17 protein-coding genes and 1 pseudogene are annotated in these 20,314 nt (G+C 62.3%); 8 read left to right on the top strand and 10 right to left on the bottom strand.

The window, feature by feature from the left end; all coding sequences use genetic code 11:
- Window positions 1-130: 130 nt before the first annotated feature.
- The 7 genes from pcaC to pcaR form a co-directional block, all read right to left on the bottom strand.
- Window positions 131-523 (bottom strand): 4-carboxymuconolactone decarboxylase, encoded by a 393-nt coding sequence (pcaC, locus tag IAE38_RS20385; RefSeq protein WP_060482466.1) that lies wholly within the window; start codon window positions 521-523, stop codon window positions 131-133.
- Between the two features lie 10 nt (window positions 524-533).
- Window positions 534-1,325 (bottom strand): 3-oxoadipate enol-lactonase, encoded by a 792-nt coding sequence (gene pcaD, locus IAE38_RS20380; RefSeq protein ID WP_201218982.1) that lies wholly within the window; start codon window positions 1,323-1,325, stop codon window positions 534-536.
- Between the two features lie 11 nt (window positions 1,326-1,336).
- On the bottom strand, window positions 1,337-2,689 hold the full coding sequence (locus IAE38_RS20375; RefSeq protein ID WP_201218980.1) for a 3-carboxy-cis,cis-muconate cycloisomerase: 1,353 nt from the start codon (window positions 2,687-2,689) through the stop codon (window positions 1,337-1,339).
- A 9-nt stretch (window positions 2,690-2,698) separates the two neighbouring features.
- Window positions 2,699-3,988 carry an MFS family transporter gene (locus tag IAE38_RS20370; RefSeq protein ID WP_028635114.1) on the bottom strand — a complete coding sequence of 430 codons (1,290 nt, stop codon included), beginning with the start codon at window positions 3,986-3,988 and terminating at the stop codon, window positions 2,699-2,701.
- 140 nt (window positions 3,989-4,128) lie between these two features.
- Window positions 4,129-5,334, bottom strand: coding sequence for a 3-oxoadipyl-CoA thiolase (gene pcaF / locus IAE38_RS20365; RefSeq protein ID WP_201218984.1), 1,206 nt, complete (start codon window positions 5,332-5,334; stop codon window positions 4,129-4,131).
- 256 nt (window positions 5,335-5,590) lie between these two features.
- The gene (locus IAE38_RS20360) at window positions 5,591-6,937 is read right to left on the bottom strand and encodes an MFS transporter (RefSeq protein WP_028635116.1); all 1,347 of its coding nucleotides are present in this window, start codon (window positions 6,935-6,937) and stop codon (window positions 5,591-5,593) included.
- Between the two features lie 281 nt (window positions 6,938-7,218).
- The gene (gene pcaR, locus IAE38_RS20355; protein WP_236404238.1) at window positions 7,219-8,094 is read right to left on the bottom strand and encodes a pca regulon transcriptional regulator PcaR; all 876 of its coding nucleotides are present in this window, start codon (window positions 8,092-8,094) and stop codon (window positions 7,219-7,221) included.
- Window positions 8,095-8,496: 402 nt separating this feature from the next.
- Here pcaR and IAE38_RS20350 point away from each other — a divergent pair, with 402 nt between their 5' ends.
- On the top strand, window positions 8,497-8,700 hold the full coding sequence (locus IAE38_RS20350; RefSeq protein WP_028635118.1) for a hypothetical protein: 204 nt from the start codon (window positions 8,497-8,499) through the stop codon (window positions 8,698-8,700).
- A gap of 307 nt (window positions 8,701-9,007) precedes the next feature.
- Complete coding sequence (locus tag IAE38_RS20345; protein ID WP_028635119.1) at window positions 9,008-10,480, top strand: inorganic phosphate transporter; 1,473 nt, start codon at window positions 9,008-9,010, stop codon at window positions 10,478-10,480.
- Between the two features lie 54 nt (window positions 10,481-10,534).
- On the opposite strand, the gene IAE38_RS20340 is transcribed toward IAE38_RS20345, so the two are convergent.
- A complete protein-coding gene (locus IAE38_RS20340) occupies window positions 10,535-12,010 on the bottom strand; it encodes a helicase HerA-like domain-containing protein (RefSeq protein ID WP_201218978.1) in 1,476 nt (491 codons plus the stop codon).
- A 168-nt stretch (window positions 12,011-12,178) separates the two neighbouring features.
- Between IAE38_RS20340 and IAE38_RS24405 the strand changes: the two are divergent.
- The 5 genes and pseudogenes from IAE38_RS24405 to IAE38_RS20320 all read left to right on the top strand — a co-directional run.
- Window positions 12,179-13,198: pseudogene (locus tag IAE38_RS24405) on the top strand (HAMP domain-containing protein); the annotation flags it as partial.
- Window positions 13,199-13,288: 90 nt separating this feature from the next.
- Window positions 13,289-14,053, top strand: a complete 765-nt coding sequence (locus IAE38_RS24400; RefSeq protein ID WP_442967378.1) for a methyl-accepting chemotaxis protein — start codon at window positions 13,289-13,291, stop codon at window positions 14,051-14,053.
- A gap of 154 nt (window positions 14,054-14,207) precedes the next feature.
- Window positions 14,208-15,329, top strand: a complete 1,122-nt coding sequence (locus IAE38_RS20330) for a glycosyltransferase family 4 protein (RefSeq protein ID WP_201164032.1) — start codon at window positions 14,208-14,210, stop codon at window positions 15,327-15,329.
- Complete coding sequence (locus IAE38_RS20325; RefSeq protein WP_201218976.1) at window positions 15,322-16,086, top strand: DUF2334 domain-containing protein; 765 nt, start codon at window positions 15,322-15,324, stop codon at window positions 16,084-16,086. The genes IAE38_RS20330 and IAE38_RS20325 overlap by 8 nt, the downstream gene beginning before the upstream one ends.
- Complete coding sequence (locus IAE38_RS20320) at window positions 16,083-17,075, top strand: lysylphosphatidylglycerol synthase transmembrane domain-containing protein (protein ID WP_201218974.1); 993 nt, start codon at window positions 16,083-16,085, stop codon at window positions 17,073-17,075. Before IAE38_RS20325 ends, IAE38_RS20320 begins: the two co-directional genes overlap by 4 nt.
- 162 nt (window positions 17,076-17,237) lie before the next feature.
- On the opposite strand, the gene purU is transcribed toward IAE38_RS20320, so the two are convergent.
- Entirely contained in the window at window positions 17,238-18,089 is an 852-nt protein-coding gene (gene purU, locus IAE38_RS20315; RefSeq protein WP_201164029.1) for a formyltetrahydrofolate deformylase, read from the bottom strand.
- Window positions 18,090-18,372: 283 nt separating this feature from the next.
- On the opposite strand from purU, the gene mvaT reads away from it, so the two are divergent.
- The gene (mvaT, locus tag IAE38_RS20310) at window positions 18,373-18,750 is read left to right on the top strand and encodes a histone-like nucleoid-structuring protein MvaT (RefSeq protein ID WP_028635126.1); all 378 of its coding nucleotides are present in this window, start codon (window positions 18,373-18,375) and stop codon (window positions 18,748-18,750) included.
- Window positions 18,751-18,820: 70 nt separating this feature from the next.
- On the opposite strand, the gene sbcB is transcribed toward mvaT, so the two are convergent.
- The gene (gene sbcB, locus IAE38_RS20305; protein WP_201218972.1) at window positions 18,821-20,254 is read right to left on the bottom strand and encodes an exodeoxyribonuclease I; all 1,434 of its coding nucleotides are present in this window, start codon (window positions 20,252-20,254) and stop codon (window positions 18,821-18,823) included.
- Window positions 20,255-20,314 lie beyond the last annotated feature (60 nt).

Raw genomic sequence — 20,314 nt, 5'->3', positions numbered from 1 at the left:
CGTAGGAGCGAGCAAAGCTCGCGATGCGCCGCGCGGGCGGCGCTCGATCTCATAGGCGCAATCACTGCTACGGCGAACACCCCTCAGCCCCCCCACGGCGTATCGCATGCTGCGGCATTCGGCCGAAGGGTCAGCCGCGCGATTCCACGCCCAGCTCATCCCACACCGACTCAGCCAGGTGGAACGTGGCATTGGCTGCCGGGATACCGCAGTAGATGGCGCTCTGCATCAGCACCTCCTTGATTTCTTCACGGGTCACGCCATTGTTGGCTGCCGCGCGCAAGTGCAGTTTCAGCTCGTCGTTGCGGTTCATGCCGATCAGCATGGCGATGGTGATCAGGCTGCGGGTGTGGCGTGGCAGGCCCGGGCGGGTCCAGATGTCGCCCCAGGCGTGGCGGGTGATCATTTCCTGGAACTCGCCGTTGAAGTCGTTCAGCTTCTCGAGGCTGCGGTCCACGTGGGCATCACCCAGTACCGCACGGCGTACCTGCATGCCGGCGTCGTAACGTTGTTTCTCGTCCATGGTCTAGTACTCAGTGAGCCTGCAGAAAGTCGAGCACGCGGCGGCTGAACGCTTCGCCGATCTCCACGTTGGACAAGTGCGCCGCCGGGAACTCGGCATAGTCGGCACCCTGGATGGCAGCCTGCATGAAGCGGCCGTGGGCTGGCGTGGTCACCACGTCCTCGGTACCGGCAACAATCAAGGTAGGCACCTGAATACCGCCTACTTGCTCGCGGAAGTCCGCATCACGTACCGCCGCACAGTTGGCTGCGTAGCCTTGCGGGCTGGTCTGCGCCAGCATCTGGCAGATGCGCTGTGCCTGTTGTGGCTGGGCCTGGGCAAAGCCCGGGGTGAACCAGCGGGCGATAGAGGCATCACGCAGCTCGACCATCGCCTGTTGCCCGCCCTTGAGCACGGTGTCGATGCGGCTGTTCCACACCTCGGCAGTGCCGATCTGAGCGGCGGTGTTGCACAAGGTGAGGCTGCGCAGGCGCTGGCCGGCATTGATGCCCAGCCACTGCCCGATCAGGCCGCCCATTGAAAGGCCGACAAAATGCGCTTGCTGGATATCCAGGGCATCCAGCAGGGCCAGCACGTCACGGCTCAGTTGCTCGATACTGTACGGGCCGGCCGTGACCAACGATGCGCCATGCCCCCGGGTGTCGTAGCGCAGCACACGAAAGTGTTGGCTCCACAGCGGCAATTGGGTCTCCCACATGCCGAGGTCGGTACCCAACGAGTTGGACAAGACCAGCACCGGGGCCGCTTCGGGGCCATCGAGCTGGTAATTCAAAACGCCATCGGCCAGTTGCACGTGCGCCACAGCGGTCTCCTTCAGGCAGTGAAATGTTGATGTTCGGACACAGCACGCGCTACCCACACCCGGGCCTGGCCCAGGTAATGCGCGGGGTCGAGCAGGCGGTCCAGTTCTTCGGCAGACAACTGCGCCGTGACCTGCGGTTCATCACCCAGCACCGCGCGCAAATGGCGCTGCTCGGCGACCGCACGGCGGCAGCACTGCTCCAGCAAATGGTGGGCACTGTCGCGGCCAAGCCGCTGGGCCAGCACGATGCTCACAGCCTCGGCCAGTACCAGCCCCTGGGTCAGGTCCAGGTTACGGCGCATGCGCGGGGCGTCCACTTCCATGCCCTGGGCAATGATCTGGGCCTGGCGCAGCGCCCCGGAAACCAAACAGCAGATCTCTGGCAAGGTTTCCCATTCTGCATGCCACAGCCCCAGGCTGCGTTCGTGTTCCTGCGGCATGGCCGCAAACAGCGTCGAAACCAGGCCCGGTACCCGCGTAGCCGCGCCAATCAGCACAGCGGCGCCCACCGGGTTACGTTTGTGCGGCATGGTCGACGAGCCGCCCTTGCCCGGTGCGGAAGGCTCGAACACCTCCCCCGCCTCGGTCTGCATCAGCAGGCTGACGTCACGCCCGAACTTGCCCAGGCTACCGGCGATCAGCCCCAGCACCGAGGCGAACTCCACCAGGCGGTCACGCTGGGTGTGCCACGGCTGCTCCGGCAGCGTCAGCTGCAACTGTTCGGCCAGGCCTTCGGCCACCGGCAGTGCCTTGCTGCCCAACGCCGCCAGGCTGCCAGAGGCCCCCCCGAACTGCAGCACCAGCAACCGCGGCCGTAACTGTTGCAGGCGCTGGCGGTGGCGTGTGAGCGCACCCAGCACGCCAGCCAGCTTCATGCCGAGGGTAACCGGGGTTGCATGCTGCAACCAGGTACGGCCCACCAGCGGCGTATCGGCGTGCAGCAGCGCCTGGCGGGCCAGCGTGTCGGCCAGTGCCGCCAGGTCAGCCTCGACAAGCGCCAACGCATCGCGCAGCTGCAGCACCAGGCCAGTGTCCATGGCGTCCTGGCTGGTGGCGCCAAGGTGCACGTAGCGTTCGGCTTCCGGTACACCCGTGGCGATCACCTTGCCCAGCGCCTTCACCAGTGGGATGGCCGAATTGCCAGCCGTGGAGATCGCCTCGGCAAGCGCCCCCACGTCATAGCGTTCGGCCTTGCAGGCCGCCTCAATCGCAGCCACCGCACTTTGCGGCACCAGCCCTGCCGCCGCCTCGGCCCGCGCCAGGGCGGCTTCGAAGTCGAGCATGCCCTGCAGGCGACCGCGGTCGGAGAACACCTCGCGCATGGCCGGCGCGGTGAAGTAGGCATCGAACAACTGGTTGGTCATGCAACGTCCTTAATGATCGTGGTGCAAGTATTCCGCTTGCTTGGGCAGGCGCAGGCTGAACAGGAAGGCGATTGCCATCATGGCCGTGACATACCAGTAGAAGGTGTTTTCCATGCCCAGGGTCTTCAGGCCCAGGGCCACGTATTCAGCCGACCCGCCAAAGGCAGCGTTGGCCACCGCATAGGCCAGCCCCACACCCAATGCCCGCACCTGTGGCGGGAACATCTCGGCCTTAACCAGGCCGCTGATCGAGGTGTAGAAGCTGACGATGCACAGCGCCAGGCTGACCAATACGAAGGCCATGAACGGGCTGCTCACGGTTTTCAGTGCCATCAGCAACGGCACCGTGAACAGCGTGCCCAACGCGCCGAACAGCAGCATGGAATTGCGCCGCCCGATACGGTCGGAAAGCATGCCGAAGAACGGCTGCAGCACCATGAACAGGAACAGCGCGCCGGTCATCACGTAGCTGGCGTTCTTCGCGGTCATGCCGGCCGTGTTCACCAGGTATTTCTGCATGTAGGTAGTGAAGGTATAGAAGATCAGCGAGCCACCGGCGGTGTAGCCGAGCACGGTAATGAATGCCGCCAGGTGGTTGCCAAACAGGCCGCGAATGCTGCCTGCATCCTTGTCCTGCCGGGTTTCGGCGCTGCTGGTTTCATGCAGCGAGCGGCGCAGCATCAACGAAATCACCGCGGCGATGGAGCCCACCACGAAGGGGATGCGCCAGCCCCAGGCGCGCAGTTCGTCCTCGGTCAGCACCTGCTGCAGGACCACCACCACCAGCACAGCCAGCAACTGGCCGCCGATCAGGGTCACGTACTGGAACGAGGCGAAGAAGCCGCGCTGCCCGCGCAAGGCCACCTCGCTCATGTAGGTGGCCGTGGTGCCATATTCGCCACCCACCGAAAGCCCCTGGATAAGCCGCGCCAGCAACAGCAGCGCCGGCGCCCATGTGCCGATACTGGCGTAGGTGGGCAGGCAGGCGATCATCAGGGAGCCGAAGCACATCATCAGCACCGAGATCATCAGGGAGTTCTTGCGGCCATGCCGGTCGGCCAGGCGGCCGAAAATCCAGCCGCCGATCGGGCGCATCAGGAACCCGGCGGCGAATACACCAGCAGTGTTCAGCAACTGCACGGTAGGGTCGTCGGAGGGGAAGAAGGCCGGAGCAAAATAGATCGCACAGAAGGCGTAGACATAGAAGTCGAACCATTCCACCAGGTTGCCTGATGAGGCACCGACGATGGCAAAGATGCGCTTGCTGCGCTCTTCACCGGTGTAATAGCTTGAGGTCATGAGGGTTTTGCTCCTGGAGGGTACAAGGTAAGTCTAGACATACCTAGTAACACACATGTTCCACCAAGTGGCCGCCAATAGGCCCTGTGTCTAACAGCAAGGGCCTGTCAGCGCACAGTGCGCGAGCAGGCCCCAACCCTTCACACGCGCTCGATGGCCAACGCCAGGCCTTGCCCTACGCCTACGCACATGGTCGCCAGGCCCTTGCGCCCGCCGCTCTTCTCCAGCTGGTGCAATGCCGTGAGCACCAGCCGTGCACCACTCATGCCCAGCGGGTGGCCCAGGGCAATTGCGCCACCGTTGGGGTTCACCTGCGGGGCATCGTCCGCCACCCCCAACTCGCGCAACACCGCCAGGCCCTGGCTGGCAAAGGCTTCATTGAGCTCAATGACGTCGAAATCGCTCACCGCCACACCCAGCCGCTCGGTCAGTTTGCGAACTGCAGGCACCGGGCCGATACCCATGACACGCGGCGCCACACCGGCACTGGCCATGCCCAGTACCCGGGCACGTGGGGTAAGGCCATGCTTCTCGACCGCCTCTGCCGATGCCAGGATCAACGCCGCCGCACCATCGTTGACCCCCGAAGCGTTGCCTGCCGTGACGGTTTTGTCCGGGCCATTGACCGGTTTCAAGCGGGCCAGGGTTTCCAGGGTGGTGTCCGGGCGCAGGTGCTCGTCCTGCTCGACCACGGTTTCACCCTTTCTGCCAGCAATGCGCACCGGCACAATCTCTTCGGCGAAGAACCCGGCAGCCTGGGCGGCTGCAGCCTTCTGTTGACTGCGCACGGCGAAGGCATCCTGGTCAGCGCGGGAAACCTGGTAATCGTCTGCCACGTTGTCGGCCGTTTCCGGCATGGCATCCACCCCGTACTGACTTTTCATCAGCGGGTTGACGAAGCGCCAGCCGATGGTGGTGTCCTCAAGCTTCATGCTGCGCGAGTAGCCGCTCTCGGCCTTGCCCATCACGAAGGGGGCGCGCGACATCGACTCCACGCCGCCGGCAATGGCCAGTTCCATCTCGCCGCTGGCAATGGCACGGAACGCTGTGCCGATAGCATCCATGCCCGAAGCGCACAGGCGGTTCAGGGTGACGCCGGGAATGCTCTGGGGCAGGCCGGCCAGCAGCAGCGCCATGCGCGCCACGTTGCGGTTGTCTTCACCAGCCTGGTTGGCACAGCCGAAAAACACTTCGTCCAACTGGTCCCACTGCACGCCAGGGTTACGCTCGATCAGCGCCTTGAGGGGCACAGCAGCCAGGTCGTCCGCACGCACGGCGGCCAGAGCGCCGCCAAAACGGCCAATAGGGGTGCGAATGGCATCGCAGATGTATACGTCGCGCATCAGACTGCTCCTGCTGCTTGGCCGTGGGCCGCAGCGGTATGGGCTTCAAGGTCGCGGACGAACTGCTTCACGGCCTCGTGGAGCGAGAGAATTGTAGCCATTGGAGACTCCTGGTCAGGGTGTTTCTATGGGGTTCAGATTAGGGAGAATGACCCGGGGCTTACAATCCGATAATCGACTATTGGGGCGGTTATCGAACCATTTGTTACCTTTCTATTCATCTCTCCCAAAAGGCGGCTGCGATGCCGCCCTGGGCCTGTCAGGTGGCGTCGGCGTGGCTGACGATGCCTTTGATGACGACGGCAACGGCTGCCAGTGCCGCAGGCACCAGCAGTGCAGTCAGCACTTGCTCGAACGTCCAGCCGAGGCCCAACAGGGTCGCCCCGCTCCACGCCCCCAGAATCGCCCCGAAGCGGCCGATACCCAGCATCCACGACACCCCCGTGGCACGGCCCTGGGTCGGGTAGAAGCGTGCCGCCAGGGATGGCATCGCCGACTGCGCACCGTTGACGCACATACCGGCAACCAGCACCAGCACGGCCAGCAGCGTGATATTGCCCAGGCTCTGACCCACGGCGTAGGCAAACACCCCTGCCAGCAGGTAGAACAGGCCAATCACCTTGTGCGGGTTGAAGCGGTCCATGGCCCAGCCCACAGCCACCGCGCTCAGCACACCGCCAAACTGGAACAACGCACCGATGAACGCGGCCTGTTCCATGCTGGCACCACTGTCGCGCATCAGTGTGGGCAGCCAGCTGGTCAGCAGGTACACGATTACCAGGCCCATGAAGTAGGTCAGCCACAGCAGGACAGTACCCAGCCCGTAGCTACCGGAAAAGATCACGGCAAACACGTTGCGCGCCGCCACGGCCTTCTGCTCCGGCACGCTGAAACTGCCCGCCTCGGCCACGATGCGCGGCGCGATGGGGGCCAGGGTTTTGCGCACCTTTTCCGTACCGCGGTTGCGCACCACCAGAAAACGCGCCGATTCCGGCAACCACACCATCAGCACCACGGCCAGCAGCAGGGGCAGTACACCGCCGATGACCAGCAGGCTGTGCCACCCATAGGCCGGGATCAGCTTGGCGGAGATGAAACCGCCCCCCGCCATGCCCAGGTTGAAACCACAGAACATGCTGGTCACCAACAGCGACTTGAGGCGCTCAGGGGTGTATTCAGACAGCAGCGTTGTGGCGTTCGGCATGCCTGCACCCAACCCCAGGCCAGTCAGAAAGCGCAGCACCAGCAGTTGATTGACGTCGGTGGCATAGGCCGAAGCCAGGCTGAAACCGCCGAACACCAGCACGGCACCCACCAGCACGCCCTTGCGGCCAAAGCGGTCGGCCAACGGCCCGGAACCCAGGGCACCGAACACCATGCCGATCAACGCGGCACTCATCACTGGCCCGAGGCTGGCGCGGTCGATACCCCAGTCCTGGGACAGCGCTGGGGCGATAAAGCCCATGGCAGCGGTGTCCAGGCCATCGAGGAAGACGATGAGGAAACACAGCAACACGACCCGCCACTGGTAGCGGGACAGGGGTTGTTCATTGATCAGTGACTGGACGTCGAGGCTTTTGCCGACACCGGTTTGCGCTTGATTCATTGTTGTTATCCAGAAGGAGGCACAGCCAGGCCACTGCACGCGAGCATTCGGCGCAGAGTGCGTTAGTTGCGAAGGGAGGGCGCTATGTCAGCCTGGGGACAACGGCACTGCGTACGGGTAGGCCCGTTGCAGCCTGGGGACAGTGTGCATGGGAGGTGCCTCTTGTATTTTTGTTGTTCGGTCGGCTTGGCCGACCGTTGCGAGAGACATTAATCAGCAAACCCGGGTGGCGCAATTCACTGCCGGCGAGATTGTGCGTTTATCGCACAACAAACGCAGCGTCAGCCAAACAACTGATGGCAGAGGTCACGGCTTGCCGCCAGTAGAATCGGCAGAAAGCGCTGTTCCAGCTCACTGCGCGTGACCCGCCCGACATGGGTACTTACGTTCAATGCCGCGAGCACCTGCCCGGAGGCGTCGTAGACCGGCACGGCTATCGAGCGCAGGCCCTGCTCCAGCTCCTGATCGACCACGCACCACCCTTGGGCACGCACTTGCTGGATGCAGGCGAACAGTGATTCGGCATCATGCAAGGTGCGCGTGGTGCGGGGCTTGAGGTCAGCGCGCTCCAGGTACTCACGAAGGCTGGTGTCGTCCATTGCCGCCAGCAGAATACGCCCCATCGACGTGCAGTAGGCTGGCAAGCGACCGCCCACGGACAGGTCGACCGAAATCAGCCGCTCCACCGTGGCTGACCGCGCGATGTAGAGGATGTCATCACCTTCAAGGGTGGCCATGTTTGCGGCTTCATGCAGTTGATCGCTGATCCGGTCAAGGTAGGGCTGAGCGGAAATTGCCAACGGCGTGGACGACAGGTAGGCATGGCCCAGGGTCAGCACCTTGGGCAACAACGAGTAGGTACGCCCATTGGTGGTGGCATAGCCCAGCTTCATGAGGGTGTGCAGGCAACGGCGCACGGCTGCCCGGGGGATTTCCGTGCGGTGGCTGATCTGGGCGATGGTCAGGTGGCGCTTGCGCTCCTGGAACGCCTGGATCACAGCAAGGCCCCGTGCCAGCGAGGTCATGAAATCCGGGTCACCGGTAAAGGCCTGAATACGCTTGGCCGGCGAGGCCACGATGGGTGGCGCCAGTGCCGTTGTCGCCCCGCGGGCCGAGGCGGGGTTGGAAGGATCATTGGCTGACAGTTCATCACTCATCGCACACCTCAAAAAAACGCCGGTTCGTGCGATTATCGAACAAACGGCCGATAATCGCAATTGACCGCCGACACGTTTGCTTATACCTTTCTCAGGCCACTTGTGGCTTCTTTGGAGAGACTGGTCAGGTACCCACCGTAGAAGTCTCAGGCAACGGCCTCGTCTTAGGGCGAGGCCGTTTTTCATGCGGCGCTTTACATACACTGCAACGAACTTTCCATCTGGCCGGTTCTCAAACCTGCAAGGGCCAGTTTGATCTCGCCTGCGCCACCTTTGCATGCGCCCTGCATGTCACGATGGTTGGCAAACTTCCTATTGATATACTGTGCCTGTTCCAGCGGCCGCTTACCGGCATGCGGGAACACGCACTCCGCGGTTATTAAACTCATTCAGGTACTGCATGTGACGAAAGAAGAACTGCGCGCAGAACTCGAGCGCCAGGCAGAACGTTACAAGGATGTATACGGTGGCGAGGTCACGACCTACGCCGCGCAAACGGAACCCGAACGCAAACCTTGGCGCAAACGTGCCACTGTTCAGGACCAGGCGTTCAACCAGGAACTCGAGCGCATGGAAAAAGAACTGCGCAGCGAAGATTCCCCGTAGCGCAGTTGATAAAGCCCCTTGCCCGGCACGCCTGGGCAAGGGGCGCAGAAGCTGCGCCCGCTGATCATGAAATGGAATTACACAAATTTCATACAAACGTTTGAATTGATCGAGATCGACCTATTCGTTGCGTTTTCGACGGTAATCGTTGCTTTTAAGCGTTTTTATGAGCTGGAGCTTTTAGTCACTCGCCGCCGGGCAGTGGGGTGAAAGCCGCCAGGAGGGGATGAACCGTGCGTAACGGGTGCATCGATTGCCAAGGTTTTCTGGCATAATCCGGCCCCCCTATGACCGCCAGACAACCTTCATGATCGATTTATTCAGCGGACTGGATGCCTGGGTATTGGTGAGCCTGCTGCTTGCCCTCACCTTCGTGCTCGCCTTCGAGTTCATCAATGGCTTTCATGACACCGCCAACGCGGTAGCCACCGTCATCTATACCAAAGCCATGCCGCCACACCTCGCCGTGTTCTTCTCCGGGGTGTTCAACTTCCTCGGCGTGCTGCTGGGCGGGGTCGGGGTGGCGTATGCCATCGTCCACCTACTGCCGGTCGAGCTGCTGATCAATGTGAACACCGGGCACGGCCTGGCCATGGTCTTCTCGTTGTTGGCGGCAGCCATCACCTGGAACCTGGGTACCTGGTACTTCGGCATTCCGGCCTCCAGCTCGCATACCCTGATCGGCTCCATTCTGGGCGTAGGCCTGGCCAATGCCCTGATCAACGACATCCCGCTGGGTGATGGCGTCAACTGGCAGAAGGCTATCGACATTGCCATGTCGCTGGTGGTCTCCCCCATCGCCGGCTTCGCCGTTGCCGCACTGGTGCTGATCGGCCTGAAATGGTGGCGCCCGCTGTCGAAGATGCACAAGACGCCTGAACAGCGCCGCAAGCTCGACGACAAGAAACACCCGCCCTTCTGGAACCGCCTGGTGCTGGTGATCTCCGCCATGGGCGTGAGCTTCGTGCACGGCTCCAACGATGGCCAGAAAGGCATTGGCCTGATCATGCTGGTGCTGATCGGCATCGTCCCGGCCAAGTTCGTGCTCGACCTGAACAGCACCACCTACCAGATCGAGCGTACCCGTGACGCGACGCTGCACATGAGCCAGTTCTACCAGCGCAACGCCGCCACCCTGGGCGAGTTCCTGGCACTGGGCAAAGCCAAGGCCAGCGACCTGCCGGAGAAATTCAGCTGCAACCCGCAGCAGACCGAACCGACCATCGCGGCGCTGCAGTCTTCCCTGCAGGGCGTGACCGACTACCGGGCACTGGACGCCGACAAGCGTGTCGAAGTGCGCCGCTACCTGCTGTGCCTGGACGACACGGCGAAAAAGGTCGGCAAGTTGCCAGGGCTGGACGCCCGCGAAAAAGCAGACCTGGAAAAACTGCGCAAAGACCTGACCGCCACCACCGAATACGCACCGTTCTGGGTGATCGTGGCTGTGGCACTGGCCCTTGGCCTGGGCACCATGGTCGGCTGGAAACGCGTGGTGCTTACCGTGGGTGAAAAAATCGGCAAGCAGGGCATGACCTATGCCCAGGGCATGTCGGCCCAGATCACCGCAGCCTGCGCCATCGGCATGGCCAACGTGTTCGCCCTGCCGGTATCGACCACCCATGTGCTGTCGTCCGGTGTGGCCGGCACCATGGTCGCCAACAAAAGCGGCCTGCAGGGCGGCACGGTGAAAACCATCCTGCTGGCCTGGGTGCTCACCCTGCCAGCGTCCATGGGCCTGGCCGCCGGCCTGTTCTGGCTGGCCTCCAAAGCGCTCAGCTAAAGCGCCAGGTGCAGGAGCCGCCCTGGCTCCTGCACCAACACAGGCGGTTACCCGCTACTTCTTCTTCCCGCCCAGCAACGACCCCATCAAGCCGCGCACCAATTGCCGCCCAAACTGGTTGGCCGCCTGGCGCATCGCCGACTTGATCGCCTGCCCTGCCGCACCCTGCAAAAACTCACCTGCCTTGTCGGCAAAACTGCTTTCGTCGGCCTTGGGCTGCGGCGCAGGCTCTACCGCCTCGCCCTTGCGCTGCGTCAGCAGCTCATAGGCAGACTCCCTATCCACGGGCTTGTCGTAACGCCCGAGCAAGGGAGAACCCGCGATAAGGGCAGCGCGCTCAGCGTCACTCAGCGGCCCGATACGGGACTGGGGGGGCGCTATGAGTACGCGCTGCACCGTGGCAGGCGTGCCCTTTTCTTCCAATGTGCCCACCAGCGCCTCGCCAATACCCAGTTCGGTCAAAGCCGCCAGGGCATCGAAGGCCGGGTTCGGGCGAAAGCCCTCGGCCACCGCCCGCAGCGCCTTCTGCTCCTTGGCGGTGTAGGCACGCAGCCCATGCTGAATACGCAGGCCCAGCTGGGCCAGCACAGCGTCTGGCAGGTCTGCAGGGGATTGGGTCACGAAATACACCCCCACCCCCTTGGAGCGGATCAGCCGCACCACCTGCTCCAGCCGGTCTTGCAACGCCTTGGGTGTGCCCTTGAACAGCAGGTGGGCTTCATCGAAGAACAGCGCCAGGACCGGCTTGTCGGCATCCCCTCGCTCCGGCAATTGCTCGAACAGCTCGGCCAACAACCACAACAGAAAAGTCGCGTAAACCTTGGGGGCCTCGTGCACCAGGCGGCTGGCATCAAGCAGGTGGATGCGGCCCTTACCACCTGCAGCCGGTTGCAATAGGTCGTCCAGTTGCAGGGCCGGCTCGCCGAACAATGCCTCGGCACCCTGCTGCTCCAGTGTGGCCAACCGGCGCAACAACGCCTGGGTAGAGGCAACGGTCACCAACGCGCTGTCTTCACCCAGCAGTTGCGGGTTGTTCTTGAGGTGCGCGAGCAGCGCCTTCAGGTCCTTGAGGTCCAGCAGCAGCAGCCCTTCCCGGTCAGCCACCTTGAACGCGGCGTACAGTGCGGCCTGCTGGCTATCGGTTAGATCCAGCAGGTTGCCAAGCAGCAATGGGCCCATCTCGGTCAACGTGGTACGCAGGGGGTGGCCGCTCTTGCCGGCAATGTCCCACAGGCTGACCGGATACGCCTGCGGCATATGGTGCAGCCAGGGCATGCCGGCGATACGTTCGGCCACCTTGCCCTGCGGCGCACCGGCCGCCCCCAGCCCGCACAGGTCACCTTTAACGTCAGCGGCGAACACGGCGACACCGGCGTCACTGAAGGCCTCGGCCAGATGCTGCAGGGTCACGGTCTTGCCAGTACCTGTGGCGCCCGCCACCAGGCCATGACGGTTGGCCAGCTTCAGCGCCTGCCCGACCGGCAGGCCGTCTAGCCCGGCCCCTACAACGATGGTTGAAGATTCCGACATCTGTTTAATCCTCTGCTCAAGCTTTGCCTGGGGTCGGCCGATACCTCGGGGTGATATTTGCCTTACATAGAGAGAAAAAACCGAAAAGGGACTTTTCGGGATGTTGCACTCGCAGTGCTCGACAGGTGCGAACACCTGATACAACACCTTAGCGGAATCGATAACGCCATGAACAAAAGCCTTCGTTTCAGCCACAAGATTCTATTGGCAGCCTCACTGATCGTGATACTCGCCTTCAGCCTTTTTACCCTCTACAACGATTACCTGCAGCGTAATGCGATTCGCGAGGACCTTCAGAACTACCTGGCTGAAATGGGCGCATCCACATCGACCAACATCCGCAGTTTGTTCGAGGGCCGTATCAAACTGGTGGAAAACCTGGCACAGAACATTGCCCAGCAGCCGGCCAGTGCCGAGACGCTGATGGGGCAGAATGCCCTGGTGTCCAGTTTTCTCACGGTGTACCTGGGCAAGGTAGACGGTGGCTTCAGCGTGCGCCCGGACGCGAAGATGCCGGACGGCTACGACCCCCGCACCCGCCCCTGGTACAAGGACGGCATGAACGCCAGCGGGGCCATGCTGACCGAGCCCTATATCGACATGACCACCAACAAGATGGTCATTGGCATCCTCAGCAAGGTCGCCAACGACATTGGTGTGGTGGGCGGTGACCTGGCCCTGGACGGCCTGGTGCAGATCATCAACTCGCTGAACTTCGGCGGCATGGGCTATGCCTTCCTGGTCAACGACCAGGGCAAGATCCTGGTGCACCCTGATCAGGGCCTGGTGATGAAGTCGCTGTCGGACCTGTTCCCCGAACACGCGCCCAAACTGACCGCAGACCTCACCGAGGTGCAGAGCGAGGGCCAGACACGCCTGCTCACTTTCACCCCGGTGACCGGCCTGCCGTCGGCCAACTGGTACATCGGCCTGTCGATCGACAAGGACAAGGCCTTCGCCATGCTCACCACCTTCCGCACCTCGGCGGTGATCGCCACGGTGGTGGCGGTGGTCATTATCATCGGCCTGCTTGGCCTGCTGATCCGCGTGCTGTTGCAGCCGCTGCACACCATGACCCGCGCGATGGAAGACATCGCCGAAGGCGAAGGCGACCTGACCAAACGCCTGCGCATTCACAACCACGACGAATTCGGCATTCTGGGCACCGCCTTCAACCGCTTCGTCGAGCGCATCCATGCCTCGATCCGCGAGGTGTCTTCGGCCACCGAGCAGGTAAACGAAGTGGCATTGCGGGTGATCAGCGCCTCCAACTCGTCCATGACCAACTCCGACGAGCAATCCAACCGCACCAACAGCGTGGCCGCCGCCATCAATGAACTGGGCGCAGCCGCCCAAGAGATCGCCGGCAATGCCGCCCAAGCCTCGCAGCACGCCAGCTCGGCCAGGCTGCTGGCCGAAGAAGGCCAACAAGTGGTGGAGCGCAGCATTGCCGCCATGAACCGCCTGTCCGACCTGATCGTAACGTCCAGTGGCCACATTGAAACGCTGAACGGCAAGACGGTGAATATCGGCCAGATTCTCGAGGTGATCACCAGCATTTCCCAGCAGACCAACCTGCTGGCTCTGAACGCGGCCATCGAAGCGGCCCGTGCCGGTGAAGCCGGCCGCGGCTTTGCGGTGGTAGCCGATGAGGTGCGCAACCTGGCCCACCGCACCCAGGAATCGGCGCAGCAGGTACAGGGCATGATCGAGGAACTGCAAGTGGGCGCCCGTGAGTCGGTCGACACCATGGACCAGAGCCAGCGCCACAGCACCGAAAGCGTGCAGATCGCCAACCAGGCCGGCGAGCGCCTGGACAGCGTTACTGTTCGTATCGGCGAGATCGACGGCATGAACCAGTCGGTTGCCACTGCAACCGAGGAGCAGACTGCCGTGGTCGAGGCGATCAACATGGACATCAACGAGATCAACATGCTCAACCAGGAGGGCGTGGAAAACCTGCAGGCCACCCTGCGCGCCTGCTCCGACCTGGAACAGCAAGCCAGCCGCCTCAAGCACCTGGTCGGCACGTTCAGAATCTGACAGCAAACCACCAGCGGCAGGCATGTGGCCTGCTGCTGGCCATCAGCCCATCAGCGGCCGATCGAACAAACCATCCTTCCACAAGGTCAACTTTAGGCGTGTCATCGCCGGCTAATCACTGCCGGATGACAGACCCGAATACGATCCCGGAGGGATGCTGATCGTGCACATCGCCGACATCACCATGTTCTACGCCCCGGCCAGCGGCGGCGTACGGACGTACCTTGATGCCAAACACCATCGCCTGGACGCACTGCAGGGTGTGCGCCACAGCCTGCTGATACCCGGCGCCAGCGCCACCCACGCAGACGGCGTGTACCACGTGCCCTCCCCACCCCTGCCATTCGGCAAGGGCTACCGTTTCCCGGTACGCCTGGCGCCCTGGTGCAATGTGCTGCGCGACCTGCAACCTGACCTGATCGAAGTGGGCGACCCCTACCTCACCGCCTGGGCGGCCCTGGAGGCGCGGCGCAAACTGGATGTGCCTGTCATCGGCTTCTACCACTCCGACCTGCCCCTGTTGGTAAGCAACCGCATGGGCAACTGGTTTACCCCTAATGTGGAAGCCTACGTCAGCAAGCTGTATGGCAATTTCGACCGGGTGCTCGCCCCAAGCAAGGTGATGGCCGACAAGCTCAAGCGCCTGGGCGTGCGCGATGTGCACGTCCAGCCGCTAGGGGTAGACCTGGCCACCTTCAACCCTTCACGGCGCGACCCACAGGTACGCGCCGAGCTGGGTATCGCCGACACCAGCCGCCTGTTGATCTACGCAGGCCGTGGCTCACGGGAGAAGAACCTGCCGGTGCTGCTGGAGTGCATGCGCCAGCTTGGGCGTGGCTACCACCTGCTGCTGGTAGGCTCGAACATGCCCAGCAACGTGCCCGACAACGTTAGCGTGATTGGCCAGTTCTGCCCGGCACACGAGGTGGCGCGGCTGATGGCCAGTGCCGACCTGCTGGTGCATGCAGGGGACCAGGAAACCTTCGGCCTGGTGATCCTTGAAGCCATGGCCAGCGCCACGCCAGTGGTCGCGGTACGCGCCGGTGCGTTCGGGGAAATCGTCAACGACCAGTGCGGCCGGCTGTGCCAGCCCAACGATGCGCTAGCCATGGCCGCCGCTGTGCGTGAAGCCTTTGAGGCCGGCGTGCGTAAACTCGGCGCCCAGGCCCGTCAACACGTGGAAACCTGCTACTCATGGGACAGCGTGGTCAGTGGCCTGCTGCAACACTATCACGCCGTACTCGGCCACCCGTTGCAGGTGCGCGCCCATGCCTGAAGCGTCTGCCAACCCTCGCAGCCTGATGCTGGTATTGCATGACGTAGCGCCAGAAACCTGGCCAGACTACGAGCCGTTCGTACAGGCCGTGGACGCGCTGGGTGATGTACCCATGACCTGGCTGGTAGTGCCGGACTTTCATCGACGCAACCCGCTGCACCAGGCACCTGCGTTCTGCCAGATGCTTGAACATCGCCTGGCGGCGGGCGACGAACTGGCCTTGCACGGTTATGCACATGCCGACGAAGGGCCCCTGCCGCGCACGCCCGTCGAGTACTTCATGCGCCGTATCTATACCCACGAGGGTGAGTTCTATGGGCTGGACGAGCAGCAGGCCCTTGCCCGCCTGCAAGATGGCCTGGCCCTGTTTGCACAGCAGGGCTGGCCAGTGGCAGGGTTCGTGGCCCCGGCGTGGCTCATGAGTGAAGGCACGCGCCAGGCACTGCGTCGCTTGCCCCTCAAGTACACCAGCACGCCTCAACACCTCTACCGGTTGCCGGACTTCACCGCGATAGATGCACCCGGGCTGGTGTGGAGCGCACGTAGTGCCTGGCGCCGGGAATTGTCACGCGTGCTCTGCAACTGGCAGTGCCGCCGTTGGCAGGGCGCCAACACGCTGCGGCTGGGGCTGCACCCGGTGGACATGCGCCACCGTTCGTCCCGCGAGTACTGGCTGCGCACGTTGCAGAAGCTGCTTGAAGACGGGCGCCAGCCCTTGACCAAATCCGCCTGGCTGGAGCGCCAGGTAGCCGCATGAACCGCTGGGTCTGGCTGGCCCTGGCGTTGCTGGGCGCAGCGCTGGTACCGGCACTGCTGGGCGGCACCGAACTGCTGCCCAGGCTCAGCCGTTTCGACCCGCAATTGCTGCTGACCTTGGTTGGCATGATCGTGTTGTGCTGGGTGCTGAATGCACTACGCCTGCGCCTGCTATTGGGCGAACAAGCCCGGCACATTACCCCTGTGCGCACCCTGGGCGTGGTGATGGCCACCGAATTTGCCATTTGCACCACACCCGGGGGCAGTGGCGGCCCGTTGACGCTGATGGCCCTGCTTGCCCGGGACCGCATCAGCCCCGCACGCAGCGGCGCAGTGTTCGCCACCGACCAACTGAACGACCTGGTGTTCTTCTTCTGCGCCATGCTGGCGATTGCCGGCTATGCACTGTTCCACAGCCTGGGCCGCAGCCAACTGAGCATGCTATTGGGCAGCGCTGCACTGTTATGTGCGGCGCTGGCCGCTGTGGTAGTGCTGTTGCGCTACAGGCGCCCGGTAATGCGCGCCAATGGCAGGCTGATACAGCGGCTGGGCGTGAGTGCCCCACGCAAGCGGCGCTGGGCCCGCAAGCTGCTGCACTTCACCCAGGCCCTGGCGCAGACCTGGCAGTTGCCCAAGCGCACCCTTGCGTTGGTATTCACCCTCACCTGTGCCCATTGGGGCCTGCGTTATAGTGTGCTGTACCTGGTGGTGAGGGGCCTGGGCACGGACCTGGGCTGGATCCCCAGCTTTCTGGTGCAGATGCTGTCACTCAGTGCCGGCCAGTTCAGCATGATGCCCGGTGGTGCCGGGGCAGCCGAACTGACGTCGGCCAGCCTACTGACGCCGATGCTGGGCAGCTCGACGGCAGCGGCGGCCATCCTGCTGTGGCGGGCTGTCACGTACTACTTTTACCTGTTGGCGGGTGGGCCGGTGTTTGTGGCTCTACTGGCTCGCCCGCTGCTGGAACGCTGGCGCCGCCAGGCGGGTTGAGCTGCTGCCAGAGCGCCGCGGCACCGGGAAAATCGGTGCCGTCGGTTGGTTCCAGAGCCTCGGGGTCGAAACGGGCAAGGCAACCCTCACCCAGTGTGGGCGGTAACGAGGCGGTCGGGGCATTGCGCTGCCGGGCCATGTGTCACCGCTCCCCTGCCAGACTCAATCGAACACGACAGTCTTGTTGCCGTGCACCAGTACCCGGTCTTCCAGGTGATAACGCAAGCCGCGGGCCAGCACCATCTTTTCTACGTCCCGGCCGAAGCGGACCATATCCTCGATGCTGTCGGCATGGTTCACCCGCACCACGTCCTGTTCGATGATCGGGCCGGCGTCCAGCTCTTGGGTAACGTAGTGGCAGGTGGCGCCGATCAGCTTCACACCACGCAGAGCAGCCTGATGATACGGCTTGGCACCCACGAAGGACGGCAGGAAGCTGTGGTGGATGTTGATGACCTTCTCGGCGTAATCCTGGCACAGCTGTGGCGGCAGGATTTGCATATAGCGGGCCAGCACCACCACATCGGCCGCGTGCTCCTGAACCAGGCGCGACACTTCGGCGAACGCTGGCGCCTTGTCCGCAGGGTCTACAGGCACATGGAAGAATGGAATACCGTGCCACTCGACCATGCTGCGCAGGTCGTTATGGTTGGAGATGACACAGGGGATATCGCAATCGAGTTCATCCGTGTGCCAGCGGTGCAGCAAATCGGCCAGGCAATGGGACTCACGGCTGGCCATCAACACGACGCGTTTCTTTTGCGCCGAATCGGTAATGCGCCACATCATGGAAAACTCTTCGGCAATCGGCGCAAAGGCTTCGCGGAAGGCGTCGATACCAAAGGGCAAGGATTCTGCGCGGATTTCATGACGCATGAAGAACCACCCACTCTGCACGTCGGAGTGATGGCTGGCTTCGTTGATCCAGCCGTTGTACAACGCCAGGAAATTACTGACTTTCGCCACGATGCCGACGCGGTCGGGGCAAGCGATCACCAGACGGTAGGTGCGCATGAATAAGACTCCAGAACTTCGCAAAGGCGCACATTCTAGCGGCCCGCCAGAAAAAACGCAGTAATGATTGACGGGGCGGGCCCGAATCGTTGACCACGTGAATCAAGGCATTGTCTGACAAGGTGGGCAGACGAGACCGTCGCTTAATGTAAATTTTTGTTCACCCAGAGATATGTTGTCACAGCTTAATTAACAGTTAATGCCGCAATAACATGTTTACTTGCGAGTATCGCCTGTCTATTATTGCCCCACACATTTCCGAACACGCATTAAGGAACACTCCATGTCCCTGATCAACGAGTACCGCGCCACCGAAGAAGCCATCAAGGAACTTCAGGCCCGCCTGGCCAACCTGTCCCAGGATGACAAGCTGAAAAAAGAACTGGAGTTCGAAGGCAAACTGCGCACCTTGATGGGTGAATATTCCAAGTCGCTGCGTGACATCATTGCCCTGCTCGACCCGGATTCCAAACTGAGCAAAGCACCGCGTGGCGCCGTCAAGCCAACCGCTACCAAGCGTGCCCGCAAGGTCAAGCAATACAAAAACCCGCACAACGGTGAAGTCATCGAAACCAAAGGCGGCAACCACAAAACCCTGAAAGAATGGAAAGCCAATTGGGGTGGTGATGTGGTTGAAAGCTGGGCCACCTTGCTGGACTGATTGTCCTGCACCGCACGCTTGCCCAATAAAAAACGCCGGTATATTACCGGCGTTTTTTTATTGGGCGGTTTTAAGCGATGGCCAATTGCGCTTGCAAGTGCCGGGCGTGCAACTGCCAGGCTTGCAACACCTGCTGCCCTGCTGCGTCCCCCCCCGGCCATGCGAGCTCCAGGGCCTTGGCGAAATCGCCAAGGGTGTTCGGCGCGCCCCACTGCGGGTCAAGCAGGCGCTGTCGGCAGAAATCCTGCCAGCGTTGCTGTTCCTGCCCATTCAAGGTATCCGGAAAATTACGCGCTCGGTAACGGAACAACAGTTCGGGCAACCGTGGGTCATCGAACATCCACTGCCCATGCCCCAACTGGGCAGGGTCCGAGGTACGCACGTGTTCACACAAGCGGCGGTCACGCTCGCCCAGGAAACCTTCGTATAATTGCTGCTCAGGGTCTGCACTCGGTGCAAACGCTTCCTTGCCATAGATGAATTGAAGCTTTTCCTGCCATTGCACCTGCTGGTTGGCCAAGTCTTCGCCACGGCGTTGTAACATCGGCACATCCAGGCCCAGCCGTAGTTGATCCTGAGGGCGCAACACTGAAAGCGGCGCCACTACCGGGCAACGGTTGATCTGTATTAGTTTGAGCGGGACCGGTAATTCACCCTCTGCCAATTCATCACGCCGGGTGTACAAACGCTGGCGCAAAGTTTCAGCAGTTTCCCACACAAGCGGTGAGGTTTCCTGATGCAGGTCGCACACAATCAGTGCATTGCGGTTGTGCGGATGCCACGCCAGTGGCAACACCACCCCCAAATAATTACGGGCGGCAGAAAAGCGACCCGATATATGCACCAGCGGCTGCAACAAGCGTATCTGCTCCATCACCTTGTGCTTGCTGCGCAGCTGGAAAAGCCATTCATATAACTTTGGCTGTTGCTGGCGAATCAAGCGCGCCAGAGCGATGGTGGCCCGTACGTCGGAAAGCGCTTCGTGAGCATGGCCATGATCAATCCCGTTTGCCTTGGTCAGTAACTCGAGGCGCAGGCTGGTACGCCCCTCCTGTTGCGGCCATTCAATCCCCTCAGGCCTGAGCGCATAAGCGGTGCGCACCACGTCGATCAGGTCCCAACGGCTGTTACCCCCCTGCCATTCACGGGCGTAGGGGTCGAAGAAGTTACGGTATAGGCTATAGCGCGTCACTTCATCGTCGAACCGCAGGGTGTTGTAGCCGGCCCCACAGGTGCCGGGCTGAGCCAGCTGTGCATGCACCCGGGACATGAATTCAGCTTCGCACAGGCCCTGCTCGACGAGCTGCTGCGGGGTAATACCGGTCACCAGGCAGGCCGCTGGGTGCGGCAGGATGTCATCGGACGGCCGACAGTAAAGGTTGATGGGTTCGTCGATTTCGTTCAGCTCGAAATCGGTGCGCAGCCCGGCCATCTGCAATGGGCGGTCGCAGCGCGGGTTGATACCGGTGGTTTCGTAGTCGTGCCAGAAAATGCTTGCGGTCACGGGGTCGTCCTGTAGCGGGGTCGACCCGATTCTAACGCGAATCCCCCATGCCGAGGCTCA

Origin of the sequence: Pseudomonas sp. S32, assembly GCF_016648095.1 — a bacterium.
Classification (GTDB): Bacteria; Pseudomonadota; Gammaproteobacteria; order Pseudomonadales; family Pseudomonadaceae; genus Aquipseudomonas; species Aquipseudomonas parafulva.
Note: the sequence above shows the minus strand (reverse complement) of the source record. Positions and strands in the feature narration are given on the sequence as shown.